Here is a 17,979-nt window from a genome sequence, read left to right on the forward strand (position 1 = left end):
GGGTCTCGGGTCATGAACGTCGATCCGAGCGACGGGCATCGGCCCTCCCGCGGAGGCACCCGCAAGGCCGAGCTCGTCGCGCTGGCGAGCCGCATGTTCCGCGAACACGGCTACCACGGCGTCGGCATGCGTGCCCTCGCCGACGCCGCCGGCATGCAGGCCGCGTCGCTCTACCACCACTTCCGCAGCAAGGAGGAGCTGCTCCTGCACACGATCTACGTCGTGGACCGCGACATGGTCGTCGAGCAGATGCCGCTCCTGGACGGTCCGGAGAGCCACGCCGAACGGCTGGCCCGCCTGGTGCGCGCGCACATCACGCACATCGGCGCCAACCGGGACGCGTGGCTCGTCGCGGGACGGGAGCTGCGCGCACTGTCCCCGGACCGGCTGGAGGCCGTGCAGGGCTACCGGCGCGACTACCAGCGCAGGATCGCACGGCATCTCGCCGAGGGGGTCGACGCGGGCGAGTTCGACTGCCCCGACCCCCGGCTGGCCACCCTGGCGATCCTGGACCTGATCAACGGGCCCAACGAGTGGTTCGACCCGGGCGGGCGGCTGACGATCGAGCAGATCGCCGACCGCTACGCCGAGATGGTCGTCCGCCAGCTGGCCCCGCCAGCCCCCACCGCCGGGGGCGGGCCGACCACGAGGGACGGCGACACGTGAGCAGCGAGCAGAACAAGAAGATCGTCACCGAGTTCATGGAGGTGTTCTCGGCCGGCGACGTCGACGGGATCATGGACCGGCTGACCGACGACGCGACCTGGTGGGTGGCCGGCACCATCCCCGGGATCTCCGGCACCAAGGACAAGGCCGGCTTCCGGGAGATGGTCTCCGGGATCGCCTCGTCGACCACGAGCGGCGCGGTCCGGCTGACCCCGCTGGCCTTCACCGCCGAGGGCGACCGGGTCGCGGTGGAGACCGAGTCCTACACCGAGCTGAAGAACGGCCGCGTCTACAACAACCTGTACCATTTCTTGTTCACCGTGCGGGACGGCCGCATCTCGTCGGTGAAGGAGTACCTGGACACCGAGCACACCACCGCGGTGTTCGTGACGCCGTGAGCCGACCGGCCCCGCAGCCGTGACGGCTGCGGGGCCGGCGGCGTCGTGCACGGTGGGGGTGTCTCAAAAGCATTGACTCAGCCGCGCCGTGGCCGGGGGGCGCCGAAGGACGCGAGCAGCCCGCCGTCGACCGCGACCGTCGAACCGGTCATGTAGGTCGCCCCGGCCACCATCCACACCACGTCCGCGATCTCCCCGGCCCGGCCGGGGCGGCCCAGCGGGATTCCGTCCACCACGGCGGCCCGCGAGCCCGCCGAGAGCCCGGCCGTCATCTCGGTGTCGACGAAGCCCGGCACCACCAGGTTGACCCGGACGCCGTCCGGTGCGAGCTCCATCGCCAGGGTCCGGGTGAGGCCGGCCAGGCCGGCCTTCGCCGAGCCGTACGCGGCGTCACCCGGGTAGCCCCGCAACCCGACGACGGCCCCGATGTTGACGATCGACGAGCCCTCGCCGAGCAGCGGCCGGGCCGCCCGCGCGACCCGGAACGCGCCGGTCAGGTTGGTGGTCAGCACCTCGTCCCAGGCGTCGTCGCCGAGCCGTTCGAGCCGGCCGCCGCGGTGCACGCCGGCCGACTGGACCAACACGTCGACCGAGCCGGAGGCCCGCTCGACGGCGTCCAGCGCACGCCGCACCGAGTCCGCGTCGCCGATGTCGGCCGGCACCGGGAGCACCCGGTCCCGGACCGCGGGCGGCCAGCCGTCCCGGTCCACCGACCGGGCCAGCACGTGCACGGTGTCCCCCTCGGCGAGCGCCCGGTCGACGACGGCGCGGCCGATCCCGCGGGAGCCGCCGGTCACCACCCAGGTCCGCCCCACCCTCAGCTCCCCGACCGGGCCAGGAACCCCAGGAGCTCGGTCCGGTAGGTCTCGCCGTCCTCCAGGAACGGCGCGTGCCCGACGCCGCCGAACTCGACCAGCCGGGCGTCCGGGAACAGCGTGCGGGAGGCGGCGACCGCGTCGAACGACACGAAGCCGTCCTCCCGGCCGGCCAGCAGCAGGACCGGGACGTCCAGCGTCGGGAGGATCTCCCGCTGGTCGATGTGCGCGAGATCGCGCAGGGTGTCGCCGCACCGCGGGCCGGACTCCAGGAAAGCCAGCCAGATCGACTGCACGACGGGCTCCCCGACCGGCTTCGCGCAGACCGCCTCGGCGACGGCGCGGAAGGTGCCGGGCCGGTCCGCGGCGAGCCCGGCGAGTACGCCCTCGACGTCGTCCGGGGTGCCGCCGTACGGCCAGCCGTCGGCGGAGGTGTAGCGCGGCGTCGCCCCGCCGGTCAGCACCAGGCCGCCCAGGTTCGACCCGAGCCGGCGGGCCGCCTCGACGACCACGGCGCCGCCGAGCGACCAGCCGTTCAGCACCGGTTCGCGCAGCCCGAGGTGCTCGACGAGCGCGACCACGTCACCGGCGATCGCGCCGATCGAGGCGTCCGCGAAGTCGGCGTCCGACCGGCCGCAGGCGCGGTGCTCGATCGTGGTGACCGAGTGCCCGGCGGCGAGCAGCGCGGACAGCGTCGTGTCCCAGCAGCGCGCGTTCGCGGCCCAGCCGTGCACCAGCACCACCGGCCGCCCGGTCCCGGCGTGGTGCTCGTAGAACACCCGCTTGCCGTCCTCCACCTCGAGGAACGCCATCGTCGATCACTCCTTCTCGTCGTGTGCGTCGAGCTGCGTGTGCGGCCGCCGCCGTCCGTCGTCCGGTGCGGGCCAGGGATCAGGCCCGCAGCCGTTCGCGCACCGCCGGGACGACCTTGTCGGCCAGGTAGGCGATCCGCTCGGAGCCGCTGTCCACCGGCTCGCCGGGGAGCATCGCCCAGAAGTGCACGTCCCGGATCTGCGGTGTCGCGGCGAGCAGCCCGCTGAAGTGGGTCACCGCCAGCTCGGCGTCCATCAGCTGGTAGGCGCCCGCCTCGACGATCTGCGCCGGGTCGGTGAACCGCGGCACCTCGTCCGGCGGGCCGAACGCGCCCCAGGAGATGTACTCGTTGAGCTGGTAGAGCGCGTGCTGCCCGATCCGGGACCACACCCGCTCCGGGTCCTCGGCGACGATCGCCCACTGGCCGGCGTAGATCCGGGCGTCCGCGACCGGGCGGCCGAGCCGCTCCAGGGCGTCGAGGTAGCTGCGGTGGTGCGCGTTCTGGGTGGACAGGAAGCCGTCGCCGATCCGGGCGGCCCGCTCGATCGCGACGTCGGCCATCGCCCCGACCAGCAGCTGCGGCGGCGTCTCCGGGACCGGGGTGACCGGCAGCGGCGGCAACCGGTAGCGGCGGCCCTGGTAACCGGCCGCGGAGCCGGACCACGCCTGCCGAATCACCTCCACGCCCTCCTCGAGCAGGCTCGGCCGCTGGGTGACCTTCCGGCCGAACGCCTCGAACTCGCGGACCCAGTAGCCCTGCCCGACGCCGAGATCGAACCGGCCGCCGGACAGCAGCGACAGCGTCGCCGAGTCCTCGGCGAGCCGCACCGGGTCGTGCAGCGGGGAGACGATCAGATTCGTCCCGATCCGCATCCGCGACGTGCGCTGCGCGATCGCCGACGCGAGCACGAACGGCGACGGGCTGTAGCCGTCGTCGCAGAAGTGGTGCTCGGTCAGCCACACCGAGTCCAGGCCCTTCTGCTCGGCCCAGGAGATCTGGTCGAGCACCTCGGCGTAGAACGAGCCGAAGGGCCGGTCCGGGACCGGATTGCGGAAGTCGTACCAGAGCCCGAAGGCCGGACCGGTACCGGCGGAGGTCTCGCGCACGCTGGTCATGGCGGCACCCTGGTCGCCGGGGTGGGCGCTGTCACCCCCCGGCCGGCCGCCGCGTTGTCGACTCCGCCAAACCGGACGGCCGCGCCCCCGCGACAGCCGGGCGGACCGGCCGTAACGTCACCCGGTGTCCCTCGCCGATACCGTCGATCTCACCGCACTGGCCCGCTGGGGCGCCCGTACCGGGCTGACCGGTCCGATCTCCGACGTCCGGCCGGTCGGCGGCGGCACCCAGAACGTCGTGCTCCGGCTGACCTGGGGCGACCGGGACCTGGTGCTGCGCCGCCCGCCCGAGCATCCCCGGCCCGGCAGCAACGCCACCATGGCCCGGGAGATCCGGGTGCTGTCCGCGCTGGCCGGCACCGGCGTGCCGCACCCGGCGTTCGTCGCCGGCTGCACCGACACCGACGTCCTCGGCGTCGTGTTCTACCTGATGGACGCCGTCGACGGCGACAATCCCGGCGCGTCCGTCGGCTCGCTCTACCGCACCGGCCCGAGCGCCCGCCGGACCGCCGCACTGGACACCGCGACCGCGCTGGCCCGGCTCGCCGCGGTCGACCACGAGGCGATCGGGCTCGGCGACCTCGGCCGGCCGGCCGGGTTCCTGGAACGGCAGGTGCAGCGCTGGCTGGACCATCTCGCGTCCTACGACGGGGTCCCCGGCTACCCCGGGCACCGGCTCCCGCACATCGACGAGCTCGCCGCCTGGCTGCGGGCGCACCGCCCCGGACAGTCCCGGCCCGGCCTGGTGCACGGCGACTACCACCTCAACAACGTGCTGCTCGATCCGGTCGAGCCGCGGGTCGCCGCGATCGTCGACTGGGAGATGTGCACGGTCGGCGATCCGCTGCTCGACCTCGGCTGGCTGCTCGTCACCTGGCCGGACCGCCCCGGCCCGCTCGCCGGCGCCGCGCTCGCCGAGTGCGGCGGCCTCCCGGAGCCCGCCGAGCTGGTCGAGACCTACGCCCGCGGCTCCGACCGGGACCTGTCCGCGATCGACTGGTACACCGTGCTCGCCGGGTTCAAACTGGCCATCGTCATCGAGGGGACGCACGCCCGCGCGCACGCCGGGCAGGCCGATCCGGCGACCGGGGAGCATCTGCACCGGGCCGCGGTCGACCGGCTGGAGCACGTGGCACAGCTGGCCGGACTCTGACCACCCGCCCGGCCCCGGCGCGGCCCCGCCCTTCGCACGGGATCGCTGTGTTCGCACGGGAGCGGATCCCGTGCGAACGCGGCGAACCCGTGCGGATCCGGCCGGCGGTTCAGCCGATCCGCTCACGCAGGACCTCGACACCGGGTCCGGCCAGGCGATCCAGCACGGCGGGCCGGCCGCAGGCCGCGACGAGCAGGTCGATGCCGCGGCCACGGATCTCGGCGCCCTCGCCGTGCGCGAACCCCGCGTCGTCGGCGACGAAGCGCAGGCCCGCCAGCCTGCGCCGGGTGGTGAAACCGGTCGGCGCCCGCCCGACGACGTGGTCGAGCCCGAGCCGCACGTCCGCCGGATCCGGGTCGTACGGGATCCCGAGCGGCACCGCGATGTCGGCGGTGTGCACGAGCGAGTCGGTCATCGGGCCGTGCGGGCCGGTGCCGGGCGGGGAGAACCGGCTGTCGGCCCGGTCCCGCAGGGTCGCGACGATCTCCGGCACCGGGCGCTCCGCCACCCGCCGGGCCACCTGGTCGATCGCCCGGTCGACGTCACCGCGGGCCCGCACCATCGCGAGCAGCAGCCCGGGCAGCGACATCGTCAGCACCGAGGCGACGTGCCCGGCGACCGTCCGCACGTCCCAGCCCGCGCAGAGGCTCGGGGCCGCGAGCTGGTCCGCGTCGAGCGACTCGACCAGGTCGGCGAGCGCGCGCCGGTTCCGGGCCGACACCGCGACGACCGCATCCTGCGACATGGAGCTCCCCCTCGATCCGCGGGGCGGGAGCCTAGCGCGCGCGGCCCGGACCGGCCGTCACCCGCCCCGCCGACCCGACCAACCGCGGTCGCGGCGCACCCACCCGGCCCGCACGCCCGTGCCGACCCACCCACCCAGCCGGCAGCGCCGACCCACCCACCCAGCCGGCAGCGCCGACCCACCCACCCAGCCGGCAGCGCCGACTCACCCACCCAGCCGGCAGCGCCGACTCACCCACCCAGCCGGCAGCGCCGACTCACCCACCCAGCCGCCCGTGGAACGCGCGGATGTGTGCCTCGATCAGGTCCGCCGCGACCACCCCGTCCGCACCGGACAGTGCGGCGTGGATCTCCCGGTGCTCGGCACGCAGCCGGTCCCGCAGCGCCGGCCAGTCCCCCTGCTCCCGCATCGCCCCGAGCAGGAACCCGCGCACCGACTCCCGGATCGCCACCGTCAGCTCGTTGACCAGCCGGTTCCCGGCGGCGCCCGCGATGGCGACGTGGAAGGCGATGTCGGCGTCGCTGAACTCCTCGGGCCCGAGATCGGCGTCCATCTCGTCCAGCGCGGCGGCCATCGTCAGCAGGTCGGCGGCGGAGCGGCGGCGGGCGGCCAGCTCGGCGGAGAACCGCTCCAGCATCACCCGGGCCTCGGTCACGTCGTCCACGGGGAAGGAATCGACGGCCAGGTGCAGCGCCAGCACCCGCCCGAGCGCGCGCGCCGGGGCCGGGACGACCACCGTCCCCGAGTCCGCGCCCGTCCCCACCTGGGACCGGATCACGCCCTGGGCCTGCAGCACCCGCAGCGCCTCGCGCACCGCCTGCCGGCTCGCACCGAGCTGCGCCGCCAGCTCGCGCTCCGGCGGGAGCCGGTCGCCGGGCCGCCACTCCCCCGTCGTCAGGCGGCCCACGACGTGCTCCAGCACCATCTCGTAGGTGGCCGGGCGCGCCCTGCGGGTGTCGGTCACGTCGTCCCCCAGAACTTGTGTGTGGTCCGACCATACCGCTACCTTGGTCCGACCACATGTACCGACATCCTCCGCCCACCACTTCCACGGAGGCGCCATGCCACGCGTCGGCCTGATGGTCACGTGCCTGAACGACACCCTGTTCCCGGACACCGGCAAGGCCGTCGTCACCCTGCTGCGCAGGCTGGGGGTCGACGTCGGCTTCCCCGCCGCGCAGACCTGCTGCGGCCAGCCGATGGTGAACACCGGCTACTTCGACGAGGCCGTCCCGCTGGTGCGCAACCACCTCGACGCGTTCGCCGGGTACGACGCGGTGATCGCGCCGTCCGGCTCCTGCGCCGGTTCGGTCCGCCACCAGCACGGGCTGGTCGCCGAACGGTCCGGCGATCCCGGGCTGGTCCGCGCCGTCGGGGACGCCCCGCCGGTCCACGAACTGTCCGAATACCTGGTCGACGTGCTCGGCACGGTCGACGTCGGCGCGTACTTCCCGCACCGCGTCACCTACCACCCGACGTGTCACTCGTTGCGGATGCTCGGCGTCGGCGACCGGCCGACCCAGTTGCTGAGCGCCGTCCGCGGGCTCACCCTGCTCGATCTGCCGGGCGCGGCCGAGTGCTGCGGCTTCGGCGGGACGTTCGCGGTGAAGAACGCCGAGACGTCGATCGCGATGGGCAACGACAAGGCCCGGCACGTCCGGGAGACCGGCGCCGAGGTGCTGGTGGCCGGGGACAATTCCTGCCTGATGCACATCGGCGGGCTGCTGTCCCGGCAGCGCTCCGGGCTCCGGGTGATGCACCTCGCGGAGGTGCTCGCGCAGACCGAGCCGGTGATCTCCGACGCCGGCCGGGCGGCGGACCGGCGTTCGGTGGGCAGTGCGGGGGTGACGGCGTGAGCGGCACCTTCCTCGGCACCCCGGCGTTCCCGGCGGCGGCCCGCACCGCGCTGGGCGACTCGCAGCTGCGCCGCAATCTCGCGCACGCCACCGGCACGATCCGTACGAAGCGGGCCGGTGTGGTCGGCGAGGTCGACGAGTGGGAGCAGCTGCGGCTGGCCGGCGCGGCGATCAAGGAGCGGGTGCTGCGGCACCTGCCCGACTACCTGGAGCAGCTGGAGCGGTCGCTGACCGCGGCCGGCGCCACCGTGCACTGGGCGCGGGACGCGGCGGAGGCGAACGCGATCGTCGTCGGGATCGCGCAGCGGCACGGCACCGACGAGGTCGTCAAGGTCAAGTCGATGGCGACCCAGGAGATCGAGCTCAACGAGACGCTGGAGGCCGCCGGCATCCACGCCTGGGAGACCGATCTCGCCGAGCTGATCGTGCAGCTCGGCGACGACCTGCCCAGCCATATCCTGGTGCCCGCGATCCACCGCAACCGGGCGGAGATCCGGGAGATCTTCCTGCGCGAGATGGGCCGGGCCGGGCGGGCCGCGCCGGACGACCTGACCGACGAGCCGAAGCAGCTCGCCGCGGCGGCCCGGGCGCACCTGCGGGAGAAGTTCCTGCGGGCGAAGGTCGCGGTGTCCGGGGCGAACTTCGCGGTCGCCGAGACGGGGACGCTGACCGTCGTCGAGTCCGAGGGCAACGGCCGGATGTGCCTGACGCTGCCCGAGGTGCTGGTGTCGGTGGTCGGCATCGAGAAGGTGCTGCCGACGTTCGCCGATCTGGACGTGATGCTCCAGCTGCTGCCGCGCAGCTCCACCGGCGAGCGGATGAACCCCTACACCTCGACGTGGACCGGTGTCACCCCGGGCGACGGCCCGCAGGAGGTGCACGTGGTGCTGCTGGACAACGGCCGCACCGACGTACTCGCCGACCCGACCGGGCGGCAGGCGCTGCGCTGCATCCGCTGCTCGGCCTGCCTGAACGTCTGCCCGGTCTACGAGCGCACCGGCGGGCACGCCTACGGCTCGGTGTACCCGGGCCCGATCGGCGCGATCCTGACGCCGCAGCTGCGCGGGGTGGGCTCGGACCCGCAGACCGACTCGCTGCCCTACGCGTCCAGCCTGTGCGGGGCCTGCTTCGAGGTGTGCCCGGTGCGGATCGACATCCCGGAGGTGCTGGTGCACCTGCGCGGCGAGGTGGTCGCCGAGCACCGGCGGACGTCCCGGCTGCCGTCGGTGCAGGACGTCGCGATGAAGGCGGCGTCCTGGACGCTGTCGTCGGCGGCGCGCACCGAGCGGGCCGAGAAGGCCGCCGGGCTCGGTGGCCGGCTCGTGGCACGGATGGTGCGGCACGACCCGGGCGGGCGGACGGTGCTGGGCGCGGTGCCCGGCCCGGCGGGTGCCTGGTCGGACTCGCGGGACGTACCGGTGCCGGCCGGGGAGTCGTTCCGGACCTGGTGGGAGCGGACGGACGGCGGCAGCCGGACCATCGACACGGACGGCGGCAGCCGGACCATCGACACCGACGGCGGCAGCCGGACCATCGACACCCCCACCGCACCCACCGACGGCGACGCCGAGGGAGGCCGGTCGTGAGCGCGCGCGAGGCGATCCTGGGCAGGGCCCGCCGGGCCCTGTCCGACGTGCCGGACGTCGAGCCGGTGCTCGACGTCCCGGTGGTCCGGCCCGCCCCGGCCCGGGACCTGACGCACGAGCAGGTGGTGGACCTGTTCGGCGAGCGGGTCGCGGACTACCGGGCCGTGGTGGAGCGGGCGTCGGCGGCGTCGGCGGCCGGGGCGGTCGCCGGTGCGCTGGCCGGCCGGGAGCCGCTCGCCGGGAGCGGGCCGCTGCGGGTCCTGGTGCCGGCGGGTTTCCCGCCGGAGCTGGTGCCGGACAGGATCGAGGTGGTCGTGGACGGCCCGGACGTCTCTGTGCCCGAGCTGGACCGCTGCGACGGCGTGCTGTCGACGGCCGCGGTCGGCATCGCCGAGACCGGCACGATCATCCTGGACCACGGCCCCGGCCAGGGCAGGCGAGCCGCGACCCTGGTCCCGGACCTGCACGTCTGCGTGGTCCGGGCCGACCAGGTCGTCGCAGGAGTGCCGGAGGCGGTCGCCGGGCTGGACCCGGTGCGGCCGCACACCTGGATCAGCGGGCCGAGCGCGACCAGCGACATCGAGCTGGACCGGGTCGAGGGCGTGCACGGGCCGCGCACCCTGCACATCGTGATCGTCGGTTGACCCGTCCCGGCCGAGCGTTGCGAGATGGCGGTGGCGAGCGCCATCTCGCAACGCTCGGCGCCGGCGAGCCGAGGACGACAGCCGCAGAGCTATCGCCGATCGGCGGAACTCGCCTTGGACCACCCACCCGGCCCGCCCTGGCGTCTTCCGTCACCGAGACGGTCCTGCGCGGCGAATCCGACACTCCCGGTGCCGCCGGGAATCAGGGGTGCACTGGTTGGGTACGACGTCGTACGGGCCGGGACCGGCCACCGCCGCCGGCGAGTTCCGACGGAGCTGGCCGGCGCTGATCGGAGCGACGATCGGCATCGGGTTCGGGATCGGTGGGTTCACCTTCTACACCAACGGCCTGTTCATCCCGAGCCTGGAGGCCGAGTTCGGCTGGTCCCGGACGGCGCTGTCGTCGGTGCTGCTGTTCGGCTACCTGGTGCACATCGTGGTGCCGCCGTTCGTCGGGTCGCTGGTCGACCGGTTCGGCGCCCGGCTGCCCGGCGTGCTCGGGGAACCAGGCCGCGGCCACGACGACGGCGATGCCGACCAGGCCTGGTCCGGTTCCGCCGGGCCGGACCGCCGGCGGACCTGCTGGCCCGGCTCTGCGCCCGCGAGCAGCCGGTCCGGGCCTGAGCGGCCGCTCCCGGCCCGGGCAGCCGGTCAGCCGCGCTGCTCCGCGCCGAGGATCCGCAGCACCACGGTGGCGACGTCCCCGGCGACCCGGTCCGGCGTCCCGCCGGGCAGCACCAGATGGCTGACCACCAGCCGGGACGCGGTGGCCGCAGCGAGCCGGACGTCGGCGTCGGGCAGGTCGGGCCGGACGCGGCGCAGGAAGCCGGCCGCCCGGTCGGTGGCCGCGGCGACGATCGGGCCCGAGCCGCTCCCGAACGCCGACGGCACCGCGGCCTCGCCGGTCAGCAGCGCCGTGACCAGCGGATTGCGCGCCGCCTCGGTCAGCGCGGCGTGCACCGCGGCGACCCAGGCCGCGTGCAGGTCGGGTTCGCCGTCGAGCGCGGTCTCGATCCGGTCGAGGAACCGGCCGGTCGCGCGCAGCACGAGCGCCGCGGCCAGCCCGTCGCGGTCGCCGAACTCGCTGTAGAGGGTCTGCCTGCTCACCCCGACCCGGCGGGCCAGCTCCGGCATCGACGGGCGGTCCCCGGCGACGGCGAGCTGCTCGGCGACGTCGAGCACCTCGGCGCGCAGGTCGTCGCGCGCCCGCCGGGCCATCGTCCGCCGCTCCACGCGCCGATCCTGGACCGTGCGACGGTTTCCGTCAATCGAGTGGACAGTTATCGGAGAACTGTCTAACGTCCGGTGTCCGGTGGTCGCAGCGAGGAGGCACGCCCGTGAGCCTGGTCCAGCACGCCCGTGAACGGTGGTCGTCGGTGCTCGCCCTGCCGGCGCCGGAGCGGGTCGACGGCGCCCTGCTGGCCGCGGCGACCGGCCGCCGGCCGGCGCCGTTCGGTCCGGTCCCGGCGGGACTGCGCGAGGTCCCCGGTGACGCCGGGGCGCCGCTGCTCGGCCACGCGCTCGCCTACGTGCGGTTCGGGCACCGCTTCACCCGGGCCCGCACCGAGGCGCTCGGGCCGGTCTGGTGGATGCGCAGCCCCGCCGGCCGGGCGATCGTGGTGACCGGGCCGGCCGCGAGCCGCGAGGTGCTGACCAACCGGGACAAGGCGTTCTCCCAGGAGGGGTGGCGGGCGACCGTCGGCGCGTTCTTCCACCGCGGGCTGATGCTGCTCGACTTCGACGAGCACCGCGCGCACCGGCGGATCATGCAGGAGGCGTTCACCGCGGACCGGATCGAGGGCTACGTCGCCACCACCACCCCGGTGCTGCGGGAGGTCATGGCGACCTGGCCCGCCGAGCTGCGGCTCTACCCGGCGCTCAAGCGGCTCACCCTCGATGTCGCGCAGAAGGTCTTCATGGACGGCCGGTCCGGGCCGGAGGCCGAGGCCGTCAACACGGCGTTCGTGGACTGCGTGCGCGCGGCGAACTCGTTCGTCCGCCGGGACCTGCCGGGCACCCGGTGGCGGCGCGGGCTGCGCGGGCGGGCGCTGCTGGAGGACTGGTTCCGGTCCAATCTGGAGGCCAAGCGGGCGGGCGGCGGCGACGACCTGTTCTCCGCGCTGTGCCACGCCCGGGCCGGCGACGGCGAGCGGTTCACCGACGACGACGTCGTCAACCACATGATCTTCCTGATGATGGCGGCGCACGACACCTCGACGACGACGGCCGCCTCGGCCGCCTTCCATCTCGCCCGCAACCCGTACTGGCAGGACCGCTGCCGCGCCCAGTCCGACGCGCTGGCCGCCCGGATCGGCGACGCGGTGCCCACCGTCGCCGACCTGCGCTCGCTCACCGACATCGACCTGGTGATCCGCGAGGCGCTGCGGATGGACGCGCCGGTGCCGGTCGTCATGCGGACCGCGGTCACCGACACCGCCGTCGCCGGGCACCACGTGCCGGCCGGGACCCGGGTCGTCGTCGCCCAGGCGGTCAACCACTACGACCGCTCCTGCTGGAGCGACCCGGAGAGCTTCGATCCGGACCGGTTCGGTCCGGACCGGCGCGAGGACCGCAGCGACCGGGACGCCTGGATCCCGTTCGGCGGCGGCGTGCACAAGTGCATCGGCCTGCACTTCGGCACGCTCGAGGTCACCGCGATCCTGCACGAGATGCTGCAGCGCTTCCGCTGGACCGTCGCCGCCGAACACCGGCTGCGCTGGGACAACACCTCGCTGCCGGTGCCGGTCGGCGGGATCCCGGTCACGCTGCGCCCGCGCGGCTGACCGGCCGGCGGCTACCGGTCGTCGTCGTCCTCGGCGGCGTTCCACCGCTCGTCGCGGCGGTCCTCCTCCTCGGTCCGCTCGCGGGCGATCTCCAGCGCGCGCGCCGCGGTCGCCCGGTCCGGGTAGGGCCCGAGCCGGTCGGCGGCGCGGCAGCCCTCCCGCGGCTCCACCGTGTTGTGCCGGAGGCAGTAGAACCATTGCTCGTCGCTCATCGGTCCAGCCTGGCACCGGGACCCGGTTGCGCGCTGCCCGCCGCGCCGGTGGCCCGCGATGGCAGGGTGTGCGCATGGCTCTGGTGCTCGGGGTGGACTCGTCCACCCAGTCCTGCAAGGTCGTCGTCCGTGACGCCGACTCCGGCGAGCTGGTCCGGTCCGGCCGGGCCGCCCATCCGGACGGCACCGAGGTCGCGCCGCAGGCGTGGTGGGACGCGCTGCAGGCCGCCGTCGACGACGCGGGCGGCCTGGACGGGGTGTCCGCGCTCGCCGTCGCGGGCCAGCAGCACGGCATGGTCTGCCTGGACGGCTCCGGCGAGGTCGTGCGGGACGCGCTGCTGTGGAACGACACCCGCTCCGCCGCGGCCGCCGCCGCGCTGGTCGAGGAGATCGGCGCCGAGGGCTGGGCCGGCGCGACCGGGGTGGTGCCGGTCGCGTCGATCACGCTGGCGAAGCTGCGCTGGCTGGCCGGTGCCGAGCCGGAGCACGCGGCCGCCACCGCGGCGGTGTGCCTGCCGCACGACTGGCTCACCTGGCGGCTGCGCGGCGCACCCGGGCTGGACGAGCTGGTCACCGACCGGTCCGACGCCTCCGGCACCGGCTACTTCGACGGCCGCGACTACCGGCCCGACCTGCTGGAACACGGATTCGGCCGGACGCCGGTGCTGCCCAGGGTGCTGGGCCCGGCGGAGTCGGTGGAGGGGCCCGGCGGGATCGTCGTCGGGGCCGGGGCGGGCGACAACGCGGCCGCCGGGCTGGGAGTCGACGCCGGCGACGACGTCGTCGTCTCGCTGGGCACATCGGGCACCGTGTTCGCCCGGTCCGCGCGGCGCGCCCAGGACCCGTCCGGCATCGTGGCCGGCTTCTCCGACGCGACCGGCGCCTACCTGCCGCTGATCGCCACCCTGAACGCCTCCCGGGTGCTGGACGCGACCCGCAGGCTGCTCGGCGTCGACCACGACGAGCTGGGCAGGCTCGCGCTGGCCGCCGAGCCGGGTGCGGGCGGCCTGGTCGTCGTCCCGTACCTGGAGGGCGAGCGGACGCCGAACCTGCCGGACGCCACCGGTGCGCTGCACGGCTGGACGCTCGCCTCCGGCACCCGGGAGAACCTGGCCCGGGCCGCCGTCGAGGGCATGCTGTTCGCCCAGCGGGTCGGCCTGGAGGCGCTGCGCGCGCAGGGCGTGTCGGTGACCGGGGTGACCCTGGTCGGCGGTGCCGCCCGGTCCGAGGCGGTATGCCGGGTCGCCGCGCAGGTGTTCGAGGTGCCGGTCCGGGTGCCCGAGCCCGGCGAGTACGTCGCCGACGGCGCCGCCCGGCAGGCCGCCTGGGCGCTGCGCGGCGGCCCCACGCCGCCGGTCTGGACCGCCGCCGGTGAGCCCGCCCGGTACGAGCCGGAGCCGGCCCCGGACGCCTGGGAGCGCTACCGCGCGGCGGCCGAGCGGTTCCTGGAGCGCGGATGAGCTCCGAGCCGGCCGGGCGCAGCCCGCTGCTGGTCCTCGGCAAGATCACCGACATCCTGGACGCGTTCACCCTGCAGGCCCCGGTGCTCAGCCTGGGCGAGATCCAGCAGGCGACCGGGCTGCCGACCTCGACCGTGCAGCGGCTGGTGTCCAACATGGTCGCCGCCGGGATGCTGGACCGGGTCGGCGACCGGGTCCGGATCGGGGTGCGGATGGCCTACTGGGCGGGTGCCGCCGCCCGTGGCGCCGATCTGCTGGAGCTGGCCGTCCCGGTGCTGCGCGAGCTGCGCGACACCACCGGTGAGACGGCCACCCTGTTCCGCACCGAGCGCGGGCTGCGGGTCTGCGTCGCGATGGCCGAGACCCGGCACGCGCTGCGCCGCGAGATGCACGTCGGCAAGATCGCCCCGCTGCACACCGGTTCGGCCGGCCGGGTGCTGCTGGCCTGGGACGACGCGCTCGCCGGGCGGGTGCTCGCCGGGCCGCTGGAGACGATCACCGACCACACCGTGACCGATCCGGGGGCGCTGCGGGCGCTGCTCGCCGGGACCCGCCGGGACGGGTTCGCCATCACCACCGCCGAACGCGACGACGGCGGCTCCGGCCTGGCCGCGCCGGTGTTCGACCAGGCGGGCGCGGTCGCGGCCGCGCTGACGGTGAGCGGCCCGACGATCCGGCTCACCCGGGAGCGCTGCGAGCAGCACGTCGATCTGCTGGTCGGCGCCGCCGAGCAGCTGACCCGCACGCTCGGCGGCCGGCGACCGTTCTGATCCCCACCGGGGTCCGGGCTGTCATGACCCCGCGCCTGCCGCTGCCGTGTGGTCGACCACGGTGGCGGCGGTCAGGGTGTTGTACAGCAACATGGCGATCGTCATGGGGCCGACACCGCCCGGTACCGGGGTGATGGCGGAAGCGATCTCGGCCACCTCGGCGGTACGGACGTCGCCGCACAGTCCGTCTGCGGTCCGGTGGATACCGATGTCGACGACGACCGCACCCGGCTTCACCATCTCCGGGCCGACGAGACCCGGCTGCCCGGCGGCGACCACCAGCAGATCGGCCTGCCGGCACTTTCCCACCAGGTCCCGGGTCGCGGAGTGGCAGGTCGTGACGGTCGCGTCGCGGCTGAGCAGCAACTGGGCCTGCGGACGGCCGACCAGGACCGATCTCCCAACGACGACGGCCTCGGTTCCTGCGACCGGGATGTCGTGGCGGTCGAGCAGCCGCAGCACCCCGGCCGGCGTGCACGGGCGCAGGCCGGGACGGCCCTGTGCGAGCCGCCCGGCCGAGGTCGTGGTGAGCCCGTCGACGTCCTTCCCGGGTGGGATCCGGGCAAGGACACGATCGGGATCGAGATGGTCCGGGAGCTGGACCAGGATCCCGGTGACGGCGGTGTCCGCCGCGAGCTCGTCGACCAGTGCCTCGAGCGCACTCTGATGCACGTCGGCCGGCAGGTGCCGGTGCAGGTCCGCCATCCCCGCCTCGACGCAGAGCCGGCGCTTGTTCCGCACGTAGACCTCGGACGCCGGGTCATCGCCGACCAGCACGGTGGCCAGACCGGGCGGCCGGGCCAGTGCGGCGACCGCACGGGCGACCTCGGCCCGGACCTCGGCGGCCACGGCGCGGCCGTCGAGCACGGTGGCGGGCACGCCTACTCCCTGCCCTGGCGCAGGACCGGCGCGACCTCGGCTGCCGCGTCGTCGCCGTAGGCGTCGGCCAGCCGAGGCAGGTCGGCCTCGGAGATCGACCACTCCTGGGCGCCCTCGCTCTCGATGACCAGCACGGCGACAAGCGCCCCGAGCTGGGCCGCCCGTTCGGGGCCCAGTCCGGCGTCGATCCCGGACAGGAACCCGGCGCGGAAGCCGTCGCCGACCCCGGTGGGATCGCGCACGTCGCGGGCCGGCACGGCCGGGACCCGTACCTCGAGCCCGTTCCGGTCGGCGATCTCGATCCCGGCGCGCCCGAGCGTGGTGATCCGCAGCCCGACCCGGTCGGTGATCTCCTCGGCCGACCAGCGGGTCCGCTCCCGGAGCAGCTGCCACTCGTACTCGTTGGTGAACAGGTAGCGGGCCCCGTCGACCAGCTCCCGGCACTGCCGGCCGTCGAGGCGGGGCAGCTGCTGGGAGGGATCGGCGGCGAAGTCGACGCCCAGCGAGCGGGCCTGCCGGGTGTGGGCGAGCATGGCGTCCGGGTCGCAGGCGCCGATCAGGATCAGCGATATCTCGTGCCGTGCGTGCACCGGGGCGATGGTGATCGTCTTCGACTCGCTCATCGCCCCCGGATGGAACGACGCGATCTGGCACTCGTCGACGTCGGTCGTACAGGTGAACCGGCCGGTGTGCGCGGACTCGACGACCAGCACCTCGTCGCAGACCACGCGATGCTCCTCGAGCAGACGCCGGTAATCGTCGAAGTCGGACCCGACCGCGCCGAGCAGCAGCGGGCGTCGTCCGAGCAGGCCCATCCCGTAGGCGATGTTCGCGGCCACGCCGCCCCGGTGCACGACGAGCTGGTCGACCAGGAAGCTGAGCGAGAGCCGGTCGAGCTTGCCGATGAGGATGTGGTCGGCGAACCGGCCGGGGAACCTCATGAGGTGGTCGGTGGCGATCGACCCGGACACGGCGATGGTGCCGATGGTCATGATGGGTGCTCCTGGTTCTCAGAAGGCGCTGGGAGACGGCGCTGGGGACGGCGCTGTCAGAAGACGACGGTGGTGCGTCCGTCGACGAGGACGCGGTCGTCGCAGTGCCAGGCCACGGCGCGGGCCAGGACTGTCCGTTCGATGTCGGCGCCGCGGCGGGTGAGCTCCGCGACGGTGGCGCGGTGGTCGACCCGCACCACGTCCTGCTCGATGATCGGGCCCTCGTCGAGATCCTCGGTGGCGTAGTGCGCGGTGGCGCCGATCAGCTTGACCCCGCGTTCCTTGGCCCGGGTGTAGGGGCCGGCCCCGGCGAAGGCCGGCAGGAACGAGTGGTGGATGTTGATCACCGGTGCGCCGACGGCGTGCAGGAAGTTCGCCGAGAGGATCTGCATGTACCGGGCCAGCACCACGAGCTCGGTGCCGCAGTCGCGTAACAGCTCCAGCTGCGTGCGTTCCGCCTCCTCCTTGCCGCCCGGGCCGACCGGGATGTGGGTGAAGGGGATGCCGAAGGCGGCGACGTCGTCGGCGAGATCGGGATGGTTGGACACGACGTGGACGACGTCGACCGGTAGCTCGCCGCGGCGGGTCCGCCAGAGCAGGTCCAGCAGGCAGTGGTCGTGCCGGGACGCGAAGACGACCGTGCGGGTGCGCGCGGCGACCGGCCGGAAACTGTAGTCCGCGCCGAGCGGGCGTGCGACCTCCACCGCGAAGGCGTGCTCCAGCGCGGGCAGCTGGATCGCGAGGTCGTGCAGGTGGAAGACGATCCGCAGGAAGAACCGTCCCCCGGAGGGGCCGGTGGTGTCCTGGTCGGACTGGACGATGTTGGCCGCGTGCTCGGCGAGGAAGCTCGACACCCGGGCGACGACCCCGGGCCGGTCGATACAGGTGACGACCAGCCGGGCCAGCTCGTCCGGGTTCTCGGTCGGCGCGGTCCGTGGCGTCACGGCACGGCTCTCGACAGCAGTCATGCGTGCCTCTCAGTACCGGTAGTGCTCGGGCTTGTACGGGCCCTCGACGTCGACGCCGATGTACTCGGCCTGGTCCTTGGACAGCTTCGTCAGCTCCCCGCCCAGCGCCAGCACGTGCACCTT

General features: G+C 74.5%; 20 protein-coding genes. 9 read left to right on the top strand and 11 right to left on the bottom strand.

Annotated elements, in window-relative coordinates; translation table 11 throughout:
• Positions 1–12: 12 nt before the first annotated feature.
• Together ABZ881_RS11855 and ABZ881_RS11860 are read left to right on the top strand one after the other, a co-directional pair.
• Positions 13–666, top strand: coding sequence for a TetR/AcrR family transcriptional regulator (locus ABZ881_RS11855; protein ID WP_358483941.1), 654 nt, complete (start codon positions 13–15; stop codon positions 664–666).
• Positions 663–1,064 (top strand): nuclear transport factor 2 family protein, encoded by a 402-nt coding sequence (locus tag ABZ881_RS11860; RefSeq protein ID WP_358483942.1) that lies wholly within the window; start codon positions 663–665, stop codon positions 1,062–1,064. Before ABZ881_RS11855 ends, ABZ881_RS11860 begins: the two co-directional genes overlap by 4 nt.
• Positions 1,065–1,141: 77 nt before the next feature.
• Here ABZ881_RS11860 and ABZ881_RS11865 read toward each other — a convergent pair whose 3' ends face one another.
• The 3 genes from ABZ881_RS11865 to ABZ881_RS11875 all read right to left on the bottom strand — a co-directional run bounded on the left by ABZ881_RS11865 (position 1,142) and on the right by ABZ881_RS11875 (position 3,808).
• A complete protein-coding gene (locus tag ABZ881_RS11865) occupies positions 1,142–1,879 on the bottom strand; it encodes an SDR family NAD(P)-dependent oxidoreductase (RefSeq protein WP_358483943.1) in 738 nt (245 codons plus the stop codon).
• 2 nt (positions 1,880–1,881) lie between these two features.
• Positions 1,882–2,691 carry an alpha/beta hydrolase gene (locus ABZ881_RS11870; RefSeq protein WP_344025371.1) on the bottom strand — a complete coding sequence of 270 codons (810 nt, stop codon included), beginning with the start codon at positions 2,689–2,691 and terminating at the stop codon, positions 1,882–1,884.
• A 79-nt stretch (positions 2,692–2,770) separates the two neighbouring features.
• Positions 2,771–3,808 carry an LLM class flavin-dependent oxidoreductase gene (locus ABZ881_RS11875; RefSeq protein WP_358483945.1) on the bottom strand — a complete coding sequence of 346 codons (1,038 nt, stop codon included), beginning with the start codon at positions 3,806–3,808 and terminating at the stop codon, positions 2,771–2,773.
• Positions 3,809–3,932: 124 nt separating this feature from the next.
• Here ABZ881_RS11875 and ABZ881_RS11880 point away from each other — a divergent pair, with 124 nt between their 5' ends.
• On the top strand, positions 3,933–4,961 hold the full coding sequence (locus ABZ881_RS11880; protein ID WP_358483946.1) for a phosphotransferase family protein: 1,029 nt from the start codon (positions 3,933–3,935) through the stop codon (positions 4,959–4,961).
• Positions 4,962–5,070: 109 nt separating this feature from the next.
• Here the strand turns inward: ABZ881_RS11880 and ABZ881_RS11885 are convergent, their stop codons facing one another.
• On the bottom strand, positions 5,071–5,706 hold the full coding sequence (locus tag ABZ881_RS11885; protein WP_358483948.1) for a maleylpyruvate isomerase family mycothiol-dependent enzyme: 636 nt from the start codon (positions 5,704–5,706) through the stop codon (positions 5,071–5,073).
• Between the two features lie 256 nt (positions 5,707–5,962).
• Positions 5,963–6,670, bottom strand: coding sequence for an FCD domain-containing protein (locus ABZ881_RS11890; RefSeq protein WP_344025379.1), 708 nt, complete (start codon positions 6,668–6,670; stop codon positions 5,963–5,965).
• 97 nt (positions 6,671–6,767) lie between these two features.
• Between ABZ881_RS11890 and ABZ881_RS11895 the strand changes: the two genes are divergently transcribed.
• The 3 genes from ABZ881_RS11895 to ABZ881_RS11905 are packed head-to-tail and all read left to right on the top strand — an operon-like array spanning position 6,768 to position 9,792.
• On the top strand, positions 6,768–7,562 hold the full coding sequence (locus ABZ881_RS11895) for a (Fe-S)-binding protein (RefSeq protein WP_358483950.1): 795 nt from the start codon (positions 6,768–6,770) through the stop codon (positions 7,560–7,562).
• Positions 7,559–9,148 carry a lactate utilization protein B gene (locus ABZ881_RS11900; protein WP_358483952.1) on the top strand — a complete coding sequence of 530 codons (1,590 nt, stop codon included), beginning with the start codon at positions 7,559–7,561 and terminating at the stop codon, positions 9,146–9,148. The genes ABZ881_RS11895 and ABZ881_RS11900 overlap by 4 nt, the downstream gene beginning before the upstream one ends.
• Positions 9,145–9,792: an LUD domain-containing protein gene (locus ABZ881_RS11905; RefSeq protein WP_358483953.1), complete on the top strand. Its 648-nt coding sequence runs from the start codon at positions 9,145–9,147 to the stop codon at positions 9,790–9,792. Before ABZ881_RS11900 ends, ABZ881_RS11905 begins: the two co-directional genes overlap by 4 nt.
• Positions 9,793–10,443: 651 nt before the next feature.
• Here ABZ881_RS11905 and ABZ881_RS11910 read toward each other — a convergent pair.
• Positions 10,444–11,025: a TetR family transcriptional regulator gene (locus tag ABZ881_RS11910; protein ID WP_358483955.1), complete on the bottom strand. Its 582-nt coding sequence runs from the start codon at positions 11,023–11,025 to the stop codon at positions 10,444–10,446.
• A 104-nt stretch (positions 11,026–11,129) separates the two neighbouring features.
• Here ABZ881_RS11910 and ABZ881_RS11915 point away from each other — a divergent pair, with 104 nt between their 5' ends.
• Entirely contained in the window at positions 11,130–12,575 is a 1,446-nt protein-coding gene (locus tag ABZ881_RS11915) for a cytochrome P450 (RefSeq protein ID WP_358483957.1), read from the top strand.
• An 11-nt stretch (positions 12,576–12,586) separates the two neighbouring features.
• Here the strand turns inward: ABZ881_RS11915 and ABZ881_RS11920 are convergent, their stop codons facing one another.
• Positions 12,587–12,787, bottom strand: a complete 201-nt coding sequence (locus ABZ881_RS11920; RefSeq protein ID WP_358483958.1) for a hypothetical protein — start codon at positions 12,785–12,787, stop codon at positions 12,587–12,589.
• Positions 12,788–12,861: 74 nt separating this feature from the next.
• On the opposite strand from ABZ881_RS11920, the gene ABZ881_RS11925 reads away from it, so the two are divergent.
• Positions 12,862–14,247, top strand: coding sequence for an FGGY family carbohydrate kinase (locus ABZ881_RS11925; protein ID WP_358483960.1), 1,386 nt, complete (start codon positions 12,862–12,864; stop codon positions 14,245–14,247).
• Entirely contained in the window at positions 14,244–15,017 is a 774-nt protein-coding gene (locus ABZ881_RS11930; RefSeq protein WP_358483963.1) for an IclR family transcriptional regulator, read from the top strand. The genes ABZ881_RS11925 and ABZ881_RS11930 overlap by 4 nt, the downstream gene beginning before the upstream one ends.
• A gap of 21 nt (positions 15,018–15,038) precedes the next feature.
• Here the strand turns inward: ABZ881_RS11930 and folD are convergent, their stop codons facing one another.
• From folD to ABZ881_RS11950, 4 genes are all read right to left on the bottom strand, one after another.
• Entirely contained in the window at positions 15,039–15,896 is an 858-nt protein-coding gene (gene folD / locus ABZ881_RS11935) for a bifunctional methylenetetrahydrofolate dehydrogenase/methenyltetrahydrofolate cyclohydrolase FolD (protein ID WP_358483964.1), read from the bottom strand.
• Between the two features lie 2 nt (positions 15,897–15,898).
• A complete protein-coding gene (locus ABZ881_RS11940) occupies positions 15,899–16,888 on the bottom strand; it encodes a carbohydrate kinase family protein (protein WP_358483966.1) in 990 nt (329 codons plus the stop codon).
• A 56-nt stretch (positions 16,889–16,944) separates the two neighbouring features.
• Complete coding sequence (purU, locus tag ABZ881_RS11945) at positions 16,945–17,856, bottom strand: formyltetrahydrofolate deformylase (protein ID WP_358483967.1); 912 nt, start codon at positions 17,854–17,856, stop codon at positions 16,945–16,947.
• Between the two features lie 9 nt (positions 17,857–17,865).
• On the bottom strand, positions 17,866–17,979 hold a 114-nt coding region (locus ABZ881_RS11950), incomplete at its 5' end, for an adenosylhomocysteinase (RefSeq protein WP_358481565.1).

The organism is Pseudonocardia sp. NPDC046786, assembly GCF_040645415.1.
Lineage (GTDB): Bacteria > Actinomycetota > Actinomycetes > Mycobacteriales > Pseudonocardiaceae > Pseudonocardia > Pseudonocardia kongjuensis.

What these genes read in the sequence shown, in the direction of transcription:
- ABZ881_RS11930 (WP_358483963.1), top strand. Translation starts at nt 14,244, where the DNA reads ATGAGCTCCGAGCCGGCCGGGCGCAGCCCGCTGCTGGTCCTCGGCAAG.
- ABZ881_RS11885 (WP_358483948.1), bottom strand. Translation starts at nt 5,706, where the DNA reads ATGTCGCAGGATGCGGTCGTCGCGGTGTCGGCCCGGAACCGGCGCGCG.
- ABZ881_RS11920 (WP_358483958.1), bottom strand. Translation starts at nt 12,787, where the DNA reads ATGAGCGACGAGCAATGGTTCTACTGCCTCCGGCACAACACGGTGGAG.
- ABZ881_RS11940 (WP_358483966.1), bottom strand. Translation starts at nt 16,888, where the DNA reads ATGACCATCGGCACCATCGCCGTGTCCGGGTCGATCGCCACCGACCAC.
- ABZ881_RS11855 (WP_358483941.1), top strand. Translation starts at nt 13, where the DNA reads ATGAACGTCGATCCGAGCGACGGGCATCGGCCCTCCCGCGGAGGCACC.
- purU (WP_358483967.1), bottom strand. Translation starts at nt 17,856, where the DNA reads ATGACTGCTGTCGAGAGCCGTGCCGTGACGCCACGGACCGCGCCGACC.
- ABZ881_RS11895 (WP_358483950.1), top strand. Translation starts at nt 6,768, where the DNA reads ATGCCACGCGTCGGCCTGATGGTCACGTGCCTGAACGACACCCTGTTC.
- ABZ881_RS11870 (WP_344025371.1), bottom strand. Translation starts at nt 2,691, where the DNA reads ATGGCGTTCCTCGAGGTGGAGGACGGCAAGCGGGTGTTCTACGAGCAC.
- ABZ881_RS11925 (WP_358483960.1), top strand. Translation starts at nt 12,862, where the DNA reads ATGGCTCTGGTGCTCGGGGTGGACTCGTCCACCCAGTCCTGCAAGGTC.
- ABZ881_RS11875 (WP_358483945.1), bottom strand. Translation starts at nt 3,808, where the DNA reads ATGACCAGCGTGCGCGAGACCTCCGCCGGTACCGGTCCGGCCTTCGGG.